Origin of the sequence: Metamycoplasma alkalescens (assembly GCF_900476125.1) — a bacterium.
GTDB classification, from domain to species: Bacteria; Bacillota_I; Bacilli_A; order Mycoplasmatales; family Metamycoplasmataceae; genus Metamycoplasma; species Metamycoplasma alkalescens.
In genome coordinates this window covers 719,094-737,149 of record NZ_LS991949.1, presented here as the reverse complement: position 1 = coordinate 737,149, position 18,056 = coordinate 719,094, and the positions used below count along the sequence as shown (strand labels likewise).

At 25.1% G+C, this 18,056-nt stretch carries 14 protein-coding genes and 1 other RNA gene; all 15 read left to right on the top strand.

Going from position 1 to position 18,056, the window contains the following annotated elements:
- Positions 1 to 10 precede the first annotated feature (10 nt).
- The 15 genes from D2845_RS06825 to D2845_RS03075 all read left to right on the top strand — a co-directional run bounded on the left by D2845_RS06825 (position 11) and on the right by D2845_RS03075 (position 18,026).
- Entirely contained in the window at positions 11 to 5,554 is a 5,544-nt protein-coding gene (locus tag D2845_RS06825; RefSeq protein ID WP_110858067.1) for an SGNH/GDSL hydrolase family protein, read from the top strand.
- A gap of 58 nt (positions 5,555 to 5,612) precedes the next feature.
- An RNA gene (rnpB, locus tag D2845_RS03140) (RNase P RNA component class B) lies at positions 5,613 to 5,928 on the top strand.
- 100 nt (positions 5,929 to 6,028) lie between these two features.
- Complete coding sequence (locus D2845_RS06820; protein WP_110858068.1) at positions 6,029 to 6,772, top strand: DNA-processing protein DprA; 744 nt, start codon at positions 6,029 to 6,031, stop codon at positions 6,770 to 6,772.
- Between the two features lie 134 nt (positions 6,773 to 6,906).
- The gene (deoD, locus tag D2845_RS03130; RefSeq protein ID WP_110858069.1) at positions 6,907 to 7,626 is read left to right on the top strand and encodes a purine-nucleoside phosphorylase; all 720 of its coding nucleotides are present in this window, start codon (positions 6,907 to 6,909) and stop codon (positions 7,624 to 7,626) included.
- A gap of 2 nt (positions 7,627 to 7,628) precedes the next feature.
- The gene (locus D2845_RS03125) at positions 7,629 to 8,924 is read left to right on the top strand and encodes a thymidine phosphorylase (protein WP_110858070.1); all 1,296 of its coding nucleotides are present in this window, start codon (positions 7,629 to 7,631) and stop codon (positions 8,922 to 8,924) included.
- 37 nt (positions 8,925 to 8,961) lie between these two features.
- Positions 8,962 to 9,624, top strand: coding sequence for a deoxyribose-phosphate aldolase (gene deoC / locus D2845_RS03120; RefSeq protein WP_110858071.1), 663 nt, complete (start codon positions 8,962 to 8,964; stop codon positions 9,622 to 9,624).
- Positions 9,625 to 9,663: 39 nt separating this feature from the next.
- The gene (gene upp, locus D2845_RS03115) at positions 9,664 to 10,290 is read left to right on the top strand and encodes a uracil phosphoribosyltransferase (protein WP_002881801.1); all 627 of its coding nucleotides are present in this window, start codon (positions 9,664 to 9,666) and stop codon (positions 10,288 to 10,290) included.
- Between the two features lie 93 nt (positions 10,291 to 10,383).
- Positions 10,384 to 11,331 (top strand): Cof-type HAD-IIB family hydrolase, encoded by a 948-nt coding sequence (locus D2845_RS03110; RefSeq protein ID WP_002881800.1) that lies wholly within the window; start codon positions 10,384 to 10,386, stop codon positions 11,329 to 11,331.
- A gap of 11 nt (positions 11,332 to 11,342) precedes the next feature.
- Complete coding sequence (locus D2845_RS03105) at positions 11,343 to 12,044, top strand: ribonuclease HIII (protein WP_231992767.1); 702 nt, start codon at positions 11,343 to 11,345, stop codon at positions 12,042 to 12,044.
- Between the two features lie 246 nt (positions 12,045 to 12,290).
- Positions 12,291 to 12,713: a 30S ribosomal protein S6 gene (rpsF, locus tag D2845_RS03100; protein WP_110858072.1), complete on the top strand. Its 423-nt coding sequence runs from the start codon at positions 12,291 to 12,293 to the stop codon at positions 12,711 to 12,713.
- Positions 12,714 to 12,754: 41 nt separating this feature from the next.
- Complete coding sequence (locus D2845_RS03095; RefSeq protein WP_110858073.1) at positions 12,755 to 13,219, top strand: single-stranded DNA-binding protein; 465 nt, start codon at positions 12,755 to 12,757, stop codon at positions 13,217 to 13,219.
- Positions 13,220 to 13,233: 14 nt separating this feature from the next.
- Complete coding sequence (gene rpsR, locus D2845_RS03090; RefSeq protein WP_110858074.1) at positions 13,234 to 13,533, top strand: 30S ribosomal protein S18; 300 nt, start codon at positions 13,234 to 13,236, stop codon at positions 13,531 to 13,533.
- 149 nt (positions 13,534 to 13,682) lie between these two features.
- Positions 13,683 to 14,888: a replication-associated recombination protein A gene (locus D2845_RS03085; RefSeq protein ID WP_002881789.1), complete on the top strand. Its 1,206-nt coding sequence runs from the start codon at positions 13,683 to 13,685 to the stop codon at positions 14,886 to 14,888.
- 10 nt (positions 14,889 to 14,898) lie between these two features.
- Positions 14,899 to 15,837, top strand: coding sequence for a phenylalanine--tRNA ligase subunit alpha (gene pheS / locus D2845_RS03080; RefSeq protein ID WP_002881788.1), 939 nt, complete (start codon positions 14,899 to 14,901; stop codon positions 15,835 to 15,837).
- Between the two features lie 11 nt (positions 15,838 to 15,848).
- Positions 15,849 to 18,026, top strand: a complete 2,178-nt coding sequence (locus tag D2845_RS03075) for a phenylalanine--tRNA ligase subunit beta (RefSeq protein ID WP_110858075.1) — start codon at positions 15,849 to 15,851, stop codon at positions 18,024 to 18,026.
- Positions 18,027 to 18,056: the final 30 nt, after the last annotated feature.

The window sequence follows — 18,056 nt, the reverse complement described above, 5'->3', positions numbered from 1 at the left end:
GACACTTTTTATGAAACTAAATCAAAAAATTAGCAAAATAAGTAAACTACCTTTAATAATTTTCCCAAGTTTAATTACACCACTTATTTCTGGAGCTTGTAATACTCAACAGCAAATAAAAAGTATTGATGAAAAACAAATTGAAATTAAAAAAGTTTCCACTGGTGCAATTAAATATTTGGCAATTGGAGATGATTATGCAATTGGCCATAATAACACTAGAAATTCAAGAAATAATAATTTTTTTGATCAAGAAAAAAATGAAGTTTATGGCATATCATACCCTTCATATTTAGCTAATACAATTTTAGAATTAAAAGATGAAAAAACAACCCTAAGTGAATACCAAAATTTTGGAGTTGCAAATTCTAAGATTGAAAATTGATTGTATTTATTGAATCCAGAGATTCATCCTAACCAAAATAAAAAATTTGAACAAATAAAACAATTAAATAAAAGTTTAAATTTGATTAATGCTGATCTTACAGCAAAAAAAGTTATTGAAGCAATTAAAAATGCTAATTTACTTACAATTTCAATTGGTTTTAATGATATTTTTAAAAAACATGAAATCTTAGCCTTTATTTTTAGTGATGAAGAAAAAATTTTTGAAGAAATAAAAAATTTCAAAGAAAAAATTAATCAAAGAATAGAAACTCTCAAAGCAAATTATTTAACGCTAGTTAATGAAATTAAAAAAATCAATCAAAACATTAATATTAATTTAATCGGTTTTTTATCCCCGTTTCTGCATGCAATTAATCTGCGAGACAATCAAGAATTAAATGAAGTTTTAAAAAATGCGACAAAGCAATTAAATGAAACAATTCAATCAGTTGCAATTGAAAAAAATCTTAATTTTTATTCATTTGAAAATAAAAATTATATTTGAGAAAATATTAATAAATTTGCGACTGATTTTTTTAGTTTTTTGCCAAACAAAAATGCTTATAAAAAATTAGCTCAAGATATCATTGCCAAAGTTTTAATCAAAAACAAAGAATACAACAATTTATTTCATAATAAGACTCGATCAAGTCATTCAAACGCAATTGATTTTAGTAAAAAATCAACAACAATTAAATCTTATTTGTTTGGAATTAATAATCCAAATGAAGACGCATTTATTAAAGAGTTTGCTTTTGAAAAAAATCAAGAAAATCAAAAAATTATTTCCTCTGAAGAAAAAAATCTTTCAATAGATTTTTTATTGCAAGAATTAAAAAATGATTTAATTACAGCATCTGACAACGAACTTAATGATTTAATTAAAAATATCCTAACAATCTTAGGAATATCAAACAAAGAAGTCTATCAAACTTTTTTGCTTATAACAAAATCTCCAGGCGCCACAAAAAAAATTGAAGCAGTAAAAGAATTATTTATTCAAATTCTTAATGCAAAAACAACAAAAAATCTTCTTGTTAAAGCAAATTCAGAAATTTTACAATTATTAATTAAACAATCACATCTACATACATCAATTAAAAGTATCAAAAATATCATAAAAAATCAATGATTGAAAAACAATCATTCTTATTTTTTAATTAAAGATTTTTTGAATGAAGAATATTTAAAAAATAACAATAATCTTAAATTTTTAGAAACTAATTTAGCAAAAATTATTGATGCTTTTTTTCACAAACAAATTATTAATAAAGTCTTCCCAAATCAATTGAAAGAAATTATTTTTAATAATATCTCTTTAAAAAACGAATTTGATTTCGTAATTAAAAAAATCACAAGTAATCTTTTAAATGCATCTAAAAGAGAAAATTATTTTAAAAATAAAGAATTTGAAGATTTCATAAAAGATGTTTTAATTGATGTAAAAAAAGAATTCTCTAATTTATTAACAAAATCAATTAATCATATTAAAAGTAACAAAGAATTATTTGAAAAAACAATTAAAACAATTACAACTCAAATTAAGACTGTTTATCAAATCAATTTAGATAAAAAAATTAATTCAATTGAATATTTTATTTTTAATTTATTTGATTCATTAGAATTTAATGCAAATAAAAAAGATAATTTAGGTTATGAATTAATTAATATTTTTATAAAAAGTCTTATTCTTAAAACAAATAAAAATAAGAAAATTACTCGAGATTTTTTTGAATTTTTGGCCTTAAATAATCAAGTAGAATACAATGAAAAAAATCAAGTATTTTTTAAACTAATCAATTATTTACCAAACAAAAATAATTTAGATAAATCCAAATATCTTGAGGGCATGAAATACTTAGGAACTTCTTTAATTAAAATTGATGAATTTTTTAATCCAACCGAAATCAATGATTTGATAACAAATCAAACATCTCTTTTTAATTTTTTTAAAAATTTAAGTAATTATCAAAAAATCTCAAAGAATACAGATGAAACCAAAAAACATTTTCAAGATTTTATTTCTTTAATAATTGATGAGAGTTTAAACAATAATTTCATCAAACAATTAATTGATAAATTTGGTAGTTATTTAATTATTAATCCGATGTTAAGTTACTTAAAAAACAATCATCTTGAAAAAGAAATATTGGATTTAAATCCTAATTTTGAAAACATTGAAGATTTAGTAAAAGATTGATATAAGGGTTTATATCAATTAATAGCTAGCAAAGAAATAATCAACAAATTAAAAACTTTTATTCATAACTTAATTTTTGATGAAAATAAACATAAAAAAGAAGGTCTGGAAAAATTCATAATTTCAATCTTAGAAAATAAAGATGAAAATGGTTTATTAGATCTTATAAAAGAAATAACAAATCAAATAACAACAAATAAATATGGTACTTCTTTCTTGGTTGATATATTAATAAAATCTTTAAATAAGAAATTTAAAATTAATTTAGATGAAAATATCAAAAAAGAATTATTAGAAAATATCAATCAAATAATTAGAAATTTACCAAATTCAGATTTCCTAAAAACCTGAATAAAAAATCTAATTGAAATTATTAAAACAATTAATGTTGAAAACAAAGAGCAATCAAAAATTAGCAAAATTCAAAAAATTTTTAATTGATTATTTTCTAATTCATCACAAAAAATTATCACTGAAGAAATCATAAAAAACTTTTTTGCCTTATTAGAAATTGATGATAAAAAAAATGACCAATCTCAGTCTCAAAAAATCAATTTCAGTTTAAAACTATTTAAGATAATTCTTGAAAAAATTGAAAATGTAAATGATGAGTCAGTTAAAAATGAAATTAAAAAATTATTTAATAGTTTTTTAACAAATTCAATTGTTAAAAAAATGATTCAAAATCAAACAAATAGACTTGAAAAAACTATTTTAAAAGAAAATGCTGAAGCAGAAGAATTCGCAAAAGAAACTATAAATAAAATTAACAAAATTATTTTTGATCAAGAAATTAATAACGAAGTAATTAATTCAGTAGTAACTGGAATATTAAATATTAAAAAAGAAAAAATAGGAGATATCAATAATTGATCACAATTATTCAAAAAAATTATTGATAAAAAACAATTAAACTTAAAAAGTTTTATCAATAAAACAATTAATAAATTAAATAGTGACCAAGAGTATATTAATAAACTATTTTCTTTTTTATTAACAACAATCAATAAAAAGTATGACTTTGAAGCAACAGGCGATGAAACTAAAAATATTGCTAACTTTCTTGCAAAATTAACTTTAAATTTAAAAAAAGAAAATGAAATAGCAGGAATAGTTGAAGAATTTGCGAGTGTACTAATTAATGATTTATTCAACAACAAAAATGCGAATCAACAGATTGAAAAAGAATTTTTTAAAACATTGAAAAAGATTGAATATAAAAGCATTTTTACAAAGAATTTTTTTGAAAAAATAACAAAAGCTTTTTTTGATAAAAATGTGAATAAAGAAGAGTTTACAAATCAACTTTTGGCAATTTATAATTATTTATCAAGAAATTTGCCAAAAATAAAGCAATTTAAACAAACATATAGTTCAAAAATTTTGTTAGCAAACTCAAATAACAACAATAATAATTATTCAAAAGATAATGAAGAAATTCTTGTTAATTTCTTAAATAGTTTCAATAATTTATTTATTGGCGAAAAAAATACTGCTAAAGAAGTTTTTATAGAAATAACACACAAAATTATTCAGAATCAAATTAAGCAAGCAATAACATCCTCAGATCCAAGACTAAAAAATATTTTATTAACATTGATCAAAAATACTCATTTTAAGAAATTAGTTGATAGTGTAATTAATGAATTTTTAAATCAAAAAAATCAAATTCACTCAAATTCAAAGGATATTATTAGTAATATAGTTGAAAAAATATCAACTAAACTTAAAAGTGAATTTAAAAATATTATTAAAGGATTTTCAAATGATCAAAATCTAATTAAAGTTGTAGTTAATAATCTAATTGACTTTTTAAATTTAAAAGATACAAATTCTAATGATAAGGAACTTCTAGAAAAAGTCATTAAAGAATCAATTAATCATTTGATTGATACTGATTATTTCGAAACAAAAATTGTCAAAAGAACAACAGAACATTTTTCCTTATTTAGCAAACAATTTGATATCTCAAATCCGTTTCAATGAATCATAGAATTTGCAAAAAAAATAAAATCAGGTTTTAGTTTTAAAGATTTAGGTATATTAAGCGAATTAATTGGTAAAGATAAGCCAATTAATGGGAATATTCTTGTTAGATTAATCAATTTAATTTTTGAAAAAAGTAATTTAGAAAAATCATCTTTATATGATGCATTAAGAAATATTAATATGGATGATGATCGTTCTAAAAGAACAAATATGCAGACATTAAATGATCAAATTAGTATAGGAAGCATATTTAGTTCAAATAAAAATTCGAATCAATTAGATGATCCAAATAATATAAGTCCAGAAATTGATTTATTAAAATTGCTTGACAATATTTTTAAAATACTTCACTTAGAATATGAAAAAAATCCAAAAACAAAAGAATCTAATTTTTATGTTAAATCTCAAACAGATGAATGAAAAGCTATTTATCGTTTAAAAGTTGCATTTGATTTCTTTATTTTTGAAATGTTTGGTCGTGAAACACTTACAAAAGATCGTGACAATTGATCAAAAATCAATCTTTATTCAGGAACAAGAGCAATTTTATGGGAATTACAAGAAGGAGAAAATATTTCATGAATTCCTGGGATTAATAATAAATTTTCAGGTATGCAAACCTACTTTAAGGATCCCGAAGAACGTCGTCAGTTTACTAATTATTTAATTAAAGATAATGGAATATGACCTTTTAGAAAAACCGAGTACTTTGATGAAGACACATATGGCCCTGAGTCAATTACGTATATAATAGTTACTTCTGGATATAATAAAGAAGAAAAAAATAATCAACCTACTGAATTTAAATATAAAATAGACTTGAATAATAATAAAAAAATAACTAAAAAAGAATACATTCTTCTAACTCTAAAAGAAGGTGGATATGCTAAATTTATGAAATTAAATAATCACACATCCAAATCAGAATGATCTGGATTAAATAAAGTCGAATTTAACAATATTCAACCAAATAAATAATTAAAATTAAAAACCGCAAGTTATTTATACGCTTATGATTTTTTAATGTAAAATATTAGTGCACGGCCAACTGCTGCATAGTTTTGTAGAGGAAAATCCGCTCTAGCACTTGCTGCGATGCAAGTAGTGTTCATGCTAGGCCAAATAAGCCTAGGCAATTATTTTTCAATATTTAATTGACGACTAGTGCAACAGAGACGAGCTTATTAAGTTAAGGTGCAACGATGTAAACTCCATGAGTTAGAAACCCAAATTTTGGTAGGGGAACTCAATCGAGATAAATGAATTAAGATTGGGAAGTTTTTTAAAAACTTAGATAAATAGTTGGCACTGTATTTAGAATTAAATACAGATACAAAAAGCGGTTTATAGTGCAAGAGGCTATATTAGCCTTTTTTATTTTCTTTATTTTTTCACTAATTGGATTATTAAAAAAATCCTTCTTTTAATATTTAGATTAACTGGAGGATAAATATGAATGAAATCTTACTGTATTTTGCATACAAATATAAAGGCAATTGAAACAATATCTATAAAGCAATAAAAAATAAAGAAATTATTAATGATGAAAATTACAATTTAGTTTTAGAAGAAATCAAAAAAGATAATCCAGAGTTTTTTACAATTTTGGAAGAAAAATATCCAAAGCAATTAATTGCTTCAAATAAACCACCTTTTGTTTTATTTTATAAAGGAAATATCAATATTTTAAAAGAAGCTAAAGAATGTATATATTTAACTGGTTCATACGAAACAAAATCAATTATAGAATATGTTAATAATCTAAAAAATAATAAAAATATTACAATTATTAATTCTTTTTGACCTGGTTTAGAACAAACAATTTTACATTCAATTCTAAAAAATAATTTTAAGGCAATAATTATTCTTCCATGCGGTATCAATTGAGCAATTAAACATCTTGATCTAAATAAATTTAATCATCCAAACTGTTTATTTCTATCTGAATTTCCAAATGAATATCATATTACAAGAACTGCCTATGCTACAAGAAATCGAATTAATGCTTCAATGTGCACAAAAATGATTTTATTATCATCGTTAGAAAAAAAATATAATACTTTAATTAATGAATTTTTAGACCAAGGAAAAGATATTCAATGTCTTTTGTTTAAAGATCATGATCTTAATGATGGAAATATTGATTTAATCAATGAAGGTGCTGAATTAATCAGTGAAAATAAAGAAATTTTTTAAACAAATAATGATCATCTTAAAATGAAATGCTTAGCAAATTTATAATATAATTTTTAATGTAATAAAAATATAAAATTTGAAAGAAATAGATAGATAGAAATAATAACTACTAAAATTAAGGAGAAAAATTAATTATGACACCACATATTAATGCAAAAGAAAATGCTTTTGCTAAGTTGGTATTGATGCCAGGAGATCCATTGCGGGCAAAGTATATTGCTGATACTTACTTGGAAAATGTTGAACTTGTTTCAAGTGTAAGAAATGTTTTTATGTACACTGGTTATTATCAAGGAAACAAAATTTCTGTTTGTGCATCAGGAATGGGAGTTCCTTCAATCGGGATTTACTCATATGAATTATTTAGTGAATATGGTGTAGAAGCAATTGTAAGAATTGGTTCAGCCGGTTCATTAAAAGCTGATTTAAAAAACCGTGAAATGGTTTTAGCTTCATCAGCATATAGTCAATCAACTTCATTTAGAAATGAAATTATTAAAAATGCAAAAGATGAACATGTTGCATATCCAAACAAAGAATTAAATGATTTAATCATTAAAAATGCCAAAGATTTAAATATGCATGTTCATTTAGACAAAATCCTAACCGAAGATGCATTCTATACATTCCAAACACCAGAAGAAAGAGAAAAAATTTCAGATGGCGCAGTTTGTGTTGAAATGGAAGCATATGGGTTATTTAGCGTTGCTGAAAAATTAAATAAAAAAGCAGCAACATTATTAACAATTTCTGATAATTTGATTACTCATGAATATACAACAAGTGAAGAAAGACAAAATTCATTTAATGATATGATGAAATTGGCACTTTCTTTAGCTAAGGACTTCCAATAACAATGAGAATCATTGATATTATAAATAAAAAGGCCAATAAACAAGAACTAACAAAAGCAGAAATTGAATTCTTTATTGAAAATTATGTTAATGGGAATATTCCTGATTATCAAGCATCTGCACTATTAATGGCAATTCGATTAAATTCTTTAAATGAATCTGAAACATCATACTTAACAAATGCAATGATTAATTCAGGTGATACAATTGATTGATCATATTTAAAAACAACAATTGCTGACAAGCACTCAACAGGTGGTGTTGGTGACAAAGTAAGTATTGTACTTTGCCCAATTTTAGCTGCTTTAGGACTAACAATTGCAAAAATGTCTGGAAGAGGATTAGGTCACACAGGTGGAACACTAGACAAATTAGAGTCAATTGAAGGTTTTAGAATTTCATTATCAGATGATGAATTTAAAAATGTCGTTGAAAAACACAATATTGCCATTGTTGGTCAAAACCAAAAATTAGTACCTGCTGATAAAAAAATTTATGCATTAAGAGATGTAACTGGAACAGTTGATTCAATTCCATTAATTGCTAGTTCAGTTATGTCTAAAAAAATTGCAACGGGATCAAATTGCATTCTTTTGGATGTAAAATGTGGTAATGGTGCATTCATGAAAAATCTAGAGCAAGCCAAAAAACTTGGTCATTTAATGATTGAAATTGGAAAAAAATTAAACAGAAAAATTGCTGTTGAAATTACTAATATGGAAAAACCACTTGGAAGAACTATTGGAAATAAAATTGAAATTCTTGAAGCAATTGACACGCTAAAAGGAGAAGGTCCAAAAGATTTTACTGAAATTGTTTATTCATCAGCTTCAACACTGTTAGTTTTAGCAAATAAAGCAAAAAATGAAAAAGAAGCAAGAGTAATGATTGAAGAAGTCATTGCAAATAAACAAGCACTAAACAAATTTAATGAATGAATCAAAGCTCAAAATGGCAATATTGACTCAGTTTATGCAAAAAATTGATTTAATCCTAAATTCAAGTATGAAGTTATTTCAGAAAAAGAAGGTTATCTAAAAATTAATTCAGCAATTGAATTTGGAATTGTTGCAATGAAATTAGGTGCTGGAAGAAGCAAAAAAGAAGATTTAATTGACTATGAAGCAGGAATATATCTAAACAAAACATCAAATGATTTTGTAAAGAAAAATGATATTCTTTTTACTTTATATTCATCAAAAGAAATCGACAAAACATTGGCAAATGATTTACTAAATGTCATTGAATTCAATAATAAACCATTTGAAATTCAAGAAGTTTTAGCTAAATTAAATTAATAATTCAAAATAAAAAAATATAAAAATAGGGGAAAAAATGCTAAACAAATTAATTGACCATACTTTTTTAGGTCAAGCTGGAACAACAAAAGATATTGACAAATTAATTGACGAAGCAAAAAAATATGATTTCAAATCTGTTTGCATTGCACCTTCTTATGTTAAGTATGCAAAAGAGAAATTAAAAAATACTGATATTCTAATTTGCACTGTGATTGGTTTCCCGCTTGGTTACAATGTCACAAGCGTGAAAGTATTTGAAACCAAAATCGCAATTGAACATGGTGCTGATGAAATTGATATGGTAATGAATGTTGGACGTTTCAAAGATAAACAATATGAATACATTCTAAATGAAATTAAAGCTATTAAAGAAGTTTGTGGAAATAAAATCTTAAAAGTTATTGTTGAAACAGCATTATTAACAAATGATGAAATTGCAAAAGCAACAGAAATTGTTTTACAATCAGGTGCTGATTTCATTAAAACATCAACTGGTTTTTCATATCGGGGTGCCAGTTTTGAAGATGTTGAAATCATGAAAAATATTGCTAAAGACAAACTGTTAATTAAAGCATCAGGTGGTATTAAATCAAAAGAAGATGCACAAAAGATGGTTGATTTAGGTGCAAATCGACTAGGTACATCAAAATCAGTTGCAATCGTTGAAGGAAAAATTGATACTTCAACAAATTACTAACTAAGACGCAACCGAATTAAAAAAAATAGTGTAAAAAATATGGTTAAAATTTTTTCACATCCATTGATTGATGCTAAATTAACAAAACTACGAGACAAAAAAACAAATAACAATGAATTTAGACAAAATTTAGATGAAATTACTTCGCTAATGGTTTATGAAATGCTTCGAGATTATCAAACAAAACCATTGAAAGTAAAAACTCCAATTGGTCATATTTTTGAAGGTCAACAACTTGACAAAGAAATTGTGATAATCCCAATTTTGAGAGCTGGGCTTGGAATGGTGAATGGTATTCTTAATTTAATTCCACAAGCGCGAGTTGGGCACGTTGGAATGTATCGTGATGAAACAACAAAACAAGTTTTTGAATATTTTTTTAAAATTCCTGATGTTTCAAAAGAAAGTTACATTATTGTTGTTGATCCAATGCTAGCTACTGGTAGTTCGGCCTACCACACAATTAATAAATTAAGAAAATTAGGCTTTTTAAATATCAAACTACTTTGTCTTGTTGGTGTTGATAAAGGTATCAATAATATCACCAAACACTTTCCTGAAATTGATATTTATTTAGCAACAAAAGATCAAGGATTGGATGAAAATAATTACATAATTCCAGGTTTAGGTGATGCTGGAGACCGTATTTTTGGCACAAAAAAATAATTCAAGAGATGAAAAATCTCTTTTTTTGTATGATAATTTTATTTATTTATAATAAAAAATAATTACTTTTATGGAAGGAATAAAAAATAAAAAATGGCTTTTAATAAAGACTCAAAACAACGAAGATTTTTATTTGCACTTGATCTTGATGGGACACTTTTAGCTGATTCAGGTGCTGGAACAATTCATCCTAAAACTGAAGAAGCAATTAAACGTGCTGTCAAAGAAGGACATATCGTTTCAATCATCACTGGACGTCCATGAAGATCAACAATGCCTGTTTATGACAAATTGGGTTTAAATGCCATTGTTGGAAATTACAATGGTGCTCATATTCATAACCCTGCTGATCCATTTTTCATTCCAACAATCACATATTTAGACTTGAATGAAGTTTTATATATTTTGGGAGATGAAAAAGTTAAAAAAGAAATCTCAAATTATGCAATTGAAGGACCTGATTGGGTGCAATTAATGCACCGTGATCCAAATCTTGAAAAGGTTTTTGGATTCAATCAAGCAACAAAATTTCGTGAATCAATAAATCTTGAAAAACTTCCTTTAAAACCAACAGGAATTGTTTTTGATTGTCAACCAACAACAGATGTTTTGGAACTACTAACTTATTTAAAAAGAAGATATGGCGATTTAGGAGAATTTTCTTCATGATCAAAAGGTGAAGGATTAAGTCCTGTTTTTGATATTACTTCAATCGGGGTTGATAAAGGAAAAGTTATCTCTTTAATGATGCGTTATTACAATATTGATATTGATGATACAATCGTCATGGGAGATTCATACAATGATTTAAGTATGTATGACATTGGCAACGTTGGTGTTTGTCCAGCAAATGCCGAAAATGCAATCAAAAATGTTTCAACAGTTATTATGGAACAAACAAATAAAGAAGGAGCAGTCGGATATTTTATTGATGCTTTCTTGAATGATCCAGACAAATATATTGAATTAGCAAAAGAAAAAAGAAGAAAAAATAAAAAGAGTCTAAAAACTGTTGGTGCAGATAATTTTTATACAAAATAAAGAAGTAAAAAATGATGAATGATAAAAAATTTGAATATATTGGAATTGATGAAACAGGCGTGGGCGATTATTTTAGTCCAATTGTTTCTGTTGCTTGCTTCATTCCTAAAAAAAATTTTGATAAGATTAAATTATTAGGAATTAAAGATAGCAAAAAATTAAGCGACCAAAAAATTATTCAAATTATTGAAGAAATTAACAAAAATAATTTAGCTTATTTCAAAGATACAATTTTAAGTCAAAAAAACTACAACGATCTGACAAAAATTGGAATTAATAATAATGCAATTAAAACTCTAATTCATTTTAATTCAATAAAAAGATTGATTACTTTTTTAGATAAAAAACTACCAATTGTAATTGATCAATATGCATCCGAAATCAATCTCAAAAAACATCTTGAAAAACTCAAAAAAGAAAAACTAGTCACAAATTTAGAATTCAATCATTTTCAAATTGTTTTAGAAACTAAAGCTGAAGAGAAATATCTTAATGTTGCTTGTGCATCAATAATGGCAAGATATATTTTGTTAAAAAAAATGTCGGATTTAAAAAAAACATATAACAATTTTCCATTCAAACTTGGTGCTAGTAACCAAATTATTGATTTAGGTGCTGATTTTGTTAAAAAATTCGGAAAAAGTGAACTTTATAATGTTGCAAAAATATCATTCAAAACAACAAAAAAAATCTTTGAAAAATTAGAAAATTAAAAAAGAAAATTAGTCCTTCTGTGGACTATTTTTTTACAAATATTTTTATATAATTAACTACCTCAAAATTGTATATTTTTAATAAAAAATCTTTAATAAAAAGAACATATGTTTTCTTTAAACTTCAAAAAAAATATCATTTAGTATATATAATTATTAAGTTAAATATTATATTTAATTAACAAATTACAAAAGGGTAAAATCCTTGGTCAGTAATTGACCCAAAAGTCCAAAAGGAGAATTATAATGTCAAAATACGAAATTATGATTTTAGTTAACCCTACATCAAAAGAAGAAAGTGTTAAAGAATTGTTATTTTCAGTTCTTGATGAAAAAAACACTAAATTCGAAAGATTAGAGCGAACTGAATTAGCATATCCAATCAAAAAATTAAATCGTGCATCTTATTTCTTAGTTTTAACAAAAACTGAACCAGAATCAATTAAAGAACTAACAAGAAAATTCAATATTGACAAAACAATCTTAAGAAGTTTAGTTATTAATTTAGATTCAGAAAAAGGTTTAAAACCAAGAAAACAAAAAAGATTCCAAAGAAGAAATTTTGATAATAAAAAACCATTTGAAAGACACGAAAGAAAAGAAACAACAACAGAAGATAAAAAACACGAAATAAAAAAAGAATCTACTAAAAACAAAGAAGTTGAATAATAAGCAAAATTTTATTTCAGATTCAAAAAGAAGGGATACTTATGAATAAGGTTATTTTAATCGGAAGACTAGCTTCAAAACCTTTTAAAGGCATCACAGCATCAAACATTGAATATTCAAGGTTTACAATTGTTGTTACAAGAAACTATGCAGCACCAAATACTGAACCAGTTTCTGATTTTATTCCATGTGTCGCATGAAGATCAAATGCAACATTTATCAATAAGTTTTTAGATAAAGGTTCACTTTTATTGGTTGAAGGTTCATTTCAATCATCAAGATTGACTGATCAAAATGGGCAATTAGTAAATAGTTATGTAATTAGTGCTGATCGAATTCAATCACTTGAAACAAAAGAAGTTACTGAAGAAAGAAGAAAAAATAATTTAAAAGAATTTAGTATTTCAGAAGAAGAAAATAAAATTAATTCACCAAGTCCAATCTTACAAGAACCAGCTGAAGATGATTCAGAGGTTAATTATGATGGTTTGACTTGAGATCTTTAATTTAGGAGAAAAAAATGGCAAGAGTTGTTCGTAAAAAATTATTTGTTCGTAAACGTCCATGTCAATTTTGTTTAAGTAAATCTCCTGTTGTTTATGTTGATTACAAAAATGAAGAATTATTATCAAAATTAGTAAACCAACAAGGTAAAATCATTTCTTCAAGAATTACTGGAACATGTGCAAAACATCAAAGAGCAGTTGCATTAGCAATTAAAAGAGCTAGATTAGTTGCAATCCTGCCATACATTGGTCCAGTTAAAAAAGATGTACAAAGAGAAACAAAACAAGTTTCTGAAGTTCAAGAAACAAAATAATTAAAAAAAATAAGTGCAAAATAACTCACTTATTTTTTTTAATTCAAAAAAATATTTAAAATCAATCTTAAATCAAAGTTTTTTAACTTATTTATTGCTATAAGAAACAAAGTTTCTTAGTCAATATAAATTTAGATATAATTAATTACATGAAAATCAATTTAGCAAGCCAATTAAGACCAAATAATTTAGATGACTTTATTTGCTCAGAAGCAAAAAAGAAATTATTCCAAGCAATTATTACAAATAAAGATTATTCTTCATTTATTTTTTATGGCAAACCAGGAACTGGCAAAAGTACAATTGCAAACATTTTGGCAAACGCAATCAATGCTAACTATGATTTATTTAATGCAGCAATTGATAAAAAAGAAGACTTAATAATAAAAATTAAAAATAATGATATTTTAATTATTGATGAAATCCATCGTTTAAATAAAGATAAACAAGATATTCTATTACCTTATTTGGAAGATGGTCTCATCACAATTTATGCAACAACAACAGAAAACCCATATTTCAAACTAAATCCAGCTCTAAGATCAAGAGCACATATTATTGAAATGGATTTACCATCCAAAAAAGACATAAAAAATAAGTTAAAAGAAATTGCAAATACTTTAAATCTAAATTGATTAAAAAAAGAAACATTACAAGATTTTATTGCCACACAAGCAAACCAAGATTTTCGGGCTGCAATAAATATTGTTGAACTAATTAACAAACTAAATTTTGAAAAAGAAATTACACTTGAAGAAATCAAAGAAATTATTCCCACCATCAATTTCTTTAGTGATAAAAATGGTGATAATCATTATGATTTGTTAAGTGCATTTCATAAATCACTAAGAGGTTCAGATCCAGATGCTTCCTTATATTGAGGTTTTTTAATTTTAAAATCAGGAAATGTAGATGATTTATTTCGTCGCATGCTAGCAGTTGCTTATGAAGATATTGGATTAGCAAATCCAATGGTCGGCATGCAAACACTAGCAGCAATCCAAACATTTGAACGTCTTGGTTTACCTGAAGGAAATCTTCCGATTGGATTTGCAATTCTTAATCTTGCACTAAGTCCCAAATCAAATTCATCTTATCTTGCAATCAAAAATACAAATAAGATTTTGGATGCAAATTTAATATATGAACCACCCTTACACTTAAAAGATGCACATTATAAATCGGCTTACAAACTAGGCCGAGGTATTAATTATAAATATGCACATGATTATTTAAATAATTGGGTAAAACAACAATATCTCCCAAATGAATTGAATAATTTTGTTGCATATGAGTTTCAAAACCAAGGATGAGAGAAAAAAATCAAAGAGTATTGAGAAAAAATTAAAAAATAAGGACAATAAAATGTTTGATTTAGAAAAAATAAATAATTTAGAAGATCTTAAATTAGCAAAAAATCAATTTAGCAATTCAAAAGAACTACTTACATTAATGCAAGAATTAAAACAAGCAGACAAAGAAAAAAAACGAGAAATTGGTAAAAAAATTCAAGATCTAAAAAATAAAGCTGAAGATTTTTTTGAAGAAGCAAGAAAAAAAATTACAAATTTAGAAATTGAAAAACAACTTCAAAATGAATTTATTGATTTTGCTATTCCGGTGCAGCGAAATGATTTTATTCATCCAGTTAATCTTGTTGCAATGCGTTTTCGTGAATGGTTGTTAATGAATGGTTATATTGAACTAGATTACTCAGAAATTGAAAATGATAAATATAACTTTGAAAATCTTAATATTCCATCTTCACATCCGGCTAGGGAAATGCAAGACTCACTTTACTTAAATGAAAATGAATTACTTCGGACACACAATACTGGCATTAGTGCACGCGCATTAGAAAAATTTGCAAACAATGAATTTTCACAATTTGCAATTGGAAAAGTTTACCGCAATGATGAAGAAGATAAAACTCATACACATCAATTTACACAGTTAGATTTAGTTAGTGTTGGTAATGTTTCATTTGCTTCTTTAATCTATACAATTAAAGAAATGCTTTCATATGTTTTTGAACAAGATATTCAAATTCGATTACGTCCTTCCTATTTTCCTTTTACTGAACCAAGTGTTGAAATTGATATCTTTTTTAAAAACAAATGAATTGAAGTACTTGGGGCTGGAATGTTGCATGAAAAAGTTCTTAAGGCCGCTTGATATACAAATTCAATGAATGGCTTTGCTGCTGGAATTGGGATTGAAAGAATTGCAATGATTAAATATGGTATTGAAGACATCAGAGAACTATATCTTAATGACATTAGATTTTTAAAACAATTTAAATAAGGAAAAATAAAATGGTATTTTCGTATAAAACATTACATAAATTAGCAAATTTAAAAAATATCTCAATCAAAGAAATGGTTGAAGCAATAAATTCAATTGGTTTTGAGGTTGAGAATTATTATAAGTTTGCTGATGTTGAAGGCATAAAATTATGTCATGTCCTAAAAACATATAAAAATCCCAATGCCGATCGTTTAACTGTTTGTGAAGTTGAATATGGAAATGGTCACAAAGCAATAATTCAAACAACAGCAACAAACATGCAAGCAGGACAATATGTGATGTCATTTGTTCCAGGTTCAAGAAGTAAAGATTTGATTTTTTCACCAAGAAAAATGCAAGGAATTGTTTCTGAAGGAATGTTTGTTGGACTTTCAGAAATTGGTTTTGATAAAGAAATAATTCCTCAGGAATTTGATGACCAGATTTTCCAACTTGAAGAAATTGATTTGAATCTTGATCCAATTACATATTTTGATTTAGATGATTGAATGATTGAAATATCAATTTTATCAAATCGTGCTGATGCACAATGTTATTTAGTCATGGCAAAAGAATTAGCAGCTTATTTTCAAACTGAAATTAAATGACCTAAAAAACCAACTCATAATTTAATTTCAAATTTTGAAATTAAAAACTTAAAAAATACAAATGCATTTACTTTAGTTGAAGCAGCAAATCTTAATTTAAATTGTTCAATTAAAGAAAAAATGTTGCTTTGAAAACATGGTATAAAAACTTTTTCAAATGCAATTGATCTTACAAATTTAGTTTTATTATATGCCGGCGTTCCATGTCATGTTTATAATAAAAATGATTTAAAATCTAATGAATTTAATGTTGGTTATTATTCAGGAAAATTAAATATCCTAGGTAATAAAGAGATTAATTTTGAAAATTCCTTATGTGTATTTAATGGAAGCAATCCAATCTCAATTGCTGCAACAATTGGTCTTGAAGTATATCAATTTCAAAAAGACACACAAAAAGTTGTTTTTGAACTAGCTTCATTTAACATCAATGAAATCAGAAAAAATGCAAAACAAAGCAAATTATCAACACTATCTTCACAAAGAGGAAGTAAAGAAATTTCTAATGGATCTTTAATTCTAGCTTACAATTTTTTATCGCAATATTTAACTGATTTTTCAATCCAAATCAATGCTCCAAGAATTTCTAAAAAAACAATTTTAATTGACAAAGCATATATAAATAAATTTGCTGGTTTTAACATAGTAAAAACAAAGAAATATCTTGAAGTTTTGAAAAAATTAGAAATTCTAGATTTCAAATTTAAAGAAGATTTTTCAATGGTGACATTTCCAACATACCGTTATGATCTTGATACTCTTCAAGATTTTGTTGAAGAAGTTTTTAGATTTTATGGATACAATAATTTTCCTTTAAAGCAACCTAAAATAACGCGATTAAATTATCAAAAAAATCACATTTTTGATTTTATTTCTAAATTGGCAAACAAAAATTATGCAAATGTGCGCACATACACATTAATTAAACCTGAGAATAATCTTTTTAACCCTTTTAATATCACTGAAATTTTAAATGCAAGTGATGCAAAAAATTATGATCACTCGCAAATTCGCTTATCTTTAATTAGTAGTCTAAATGAAATTTTGATTCATCATAAAAAACAAGGTTTTGAAAAAAATTCTTTTTTTGACATTGGAATGATCGGAAGAGAAACCAATGTCTTAGGATTAGTTTCAAACCAAAAAACATTTGATGAAATTAAACTTGATATTATTTCTTTAACAAACAAAAAATTAATTTTTAAAAAAGCAAAAAATGAAATTTTTCATCCAAATGCTGCGGCTGAAATTTATTTAGATGATGAGTTGATTGGTTACATTGCAAAAATCCATCCAAAATTAATTGGTAATGATGCAATTTTTGCTGAAATTAAACTTAATAAATTAGTTGATACAAAAAATCAATTTGTTAATTATAAACATGAACCAATCAAAACAAGAGATATCACATTTTCACTTAATAAATTTGAATCAGTTCAAACAATTATTGATAAAATTAAGCAAATTAAAGGTATTCATTCATATCAAATAATTGATATTTACCAAAAAGATGACCAAATCAAAAATATTACATTTTCATTTAAAATTGAAGATTGGGAAATTAAAAAATTGGAACAAGTTTTTGAAGTAGCAAAATAAAGAAATGCTACTTTTATTTTTTCACTATTT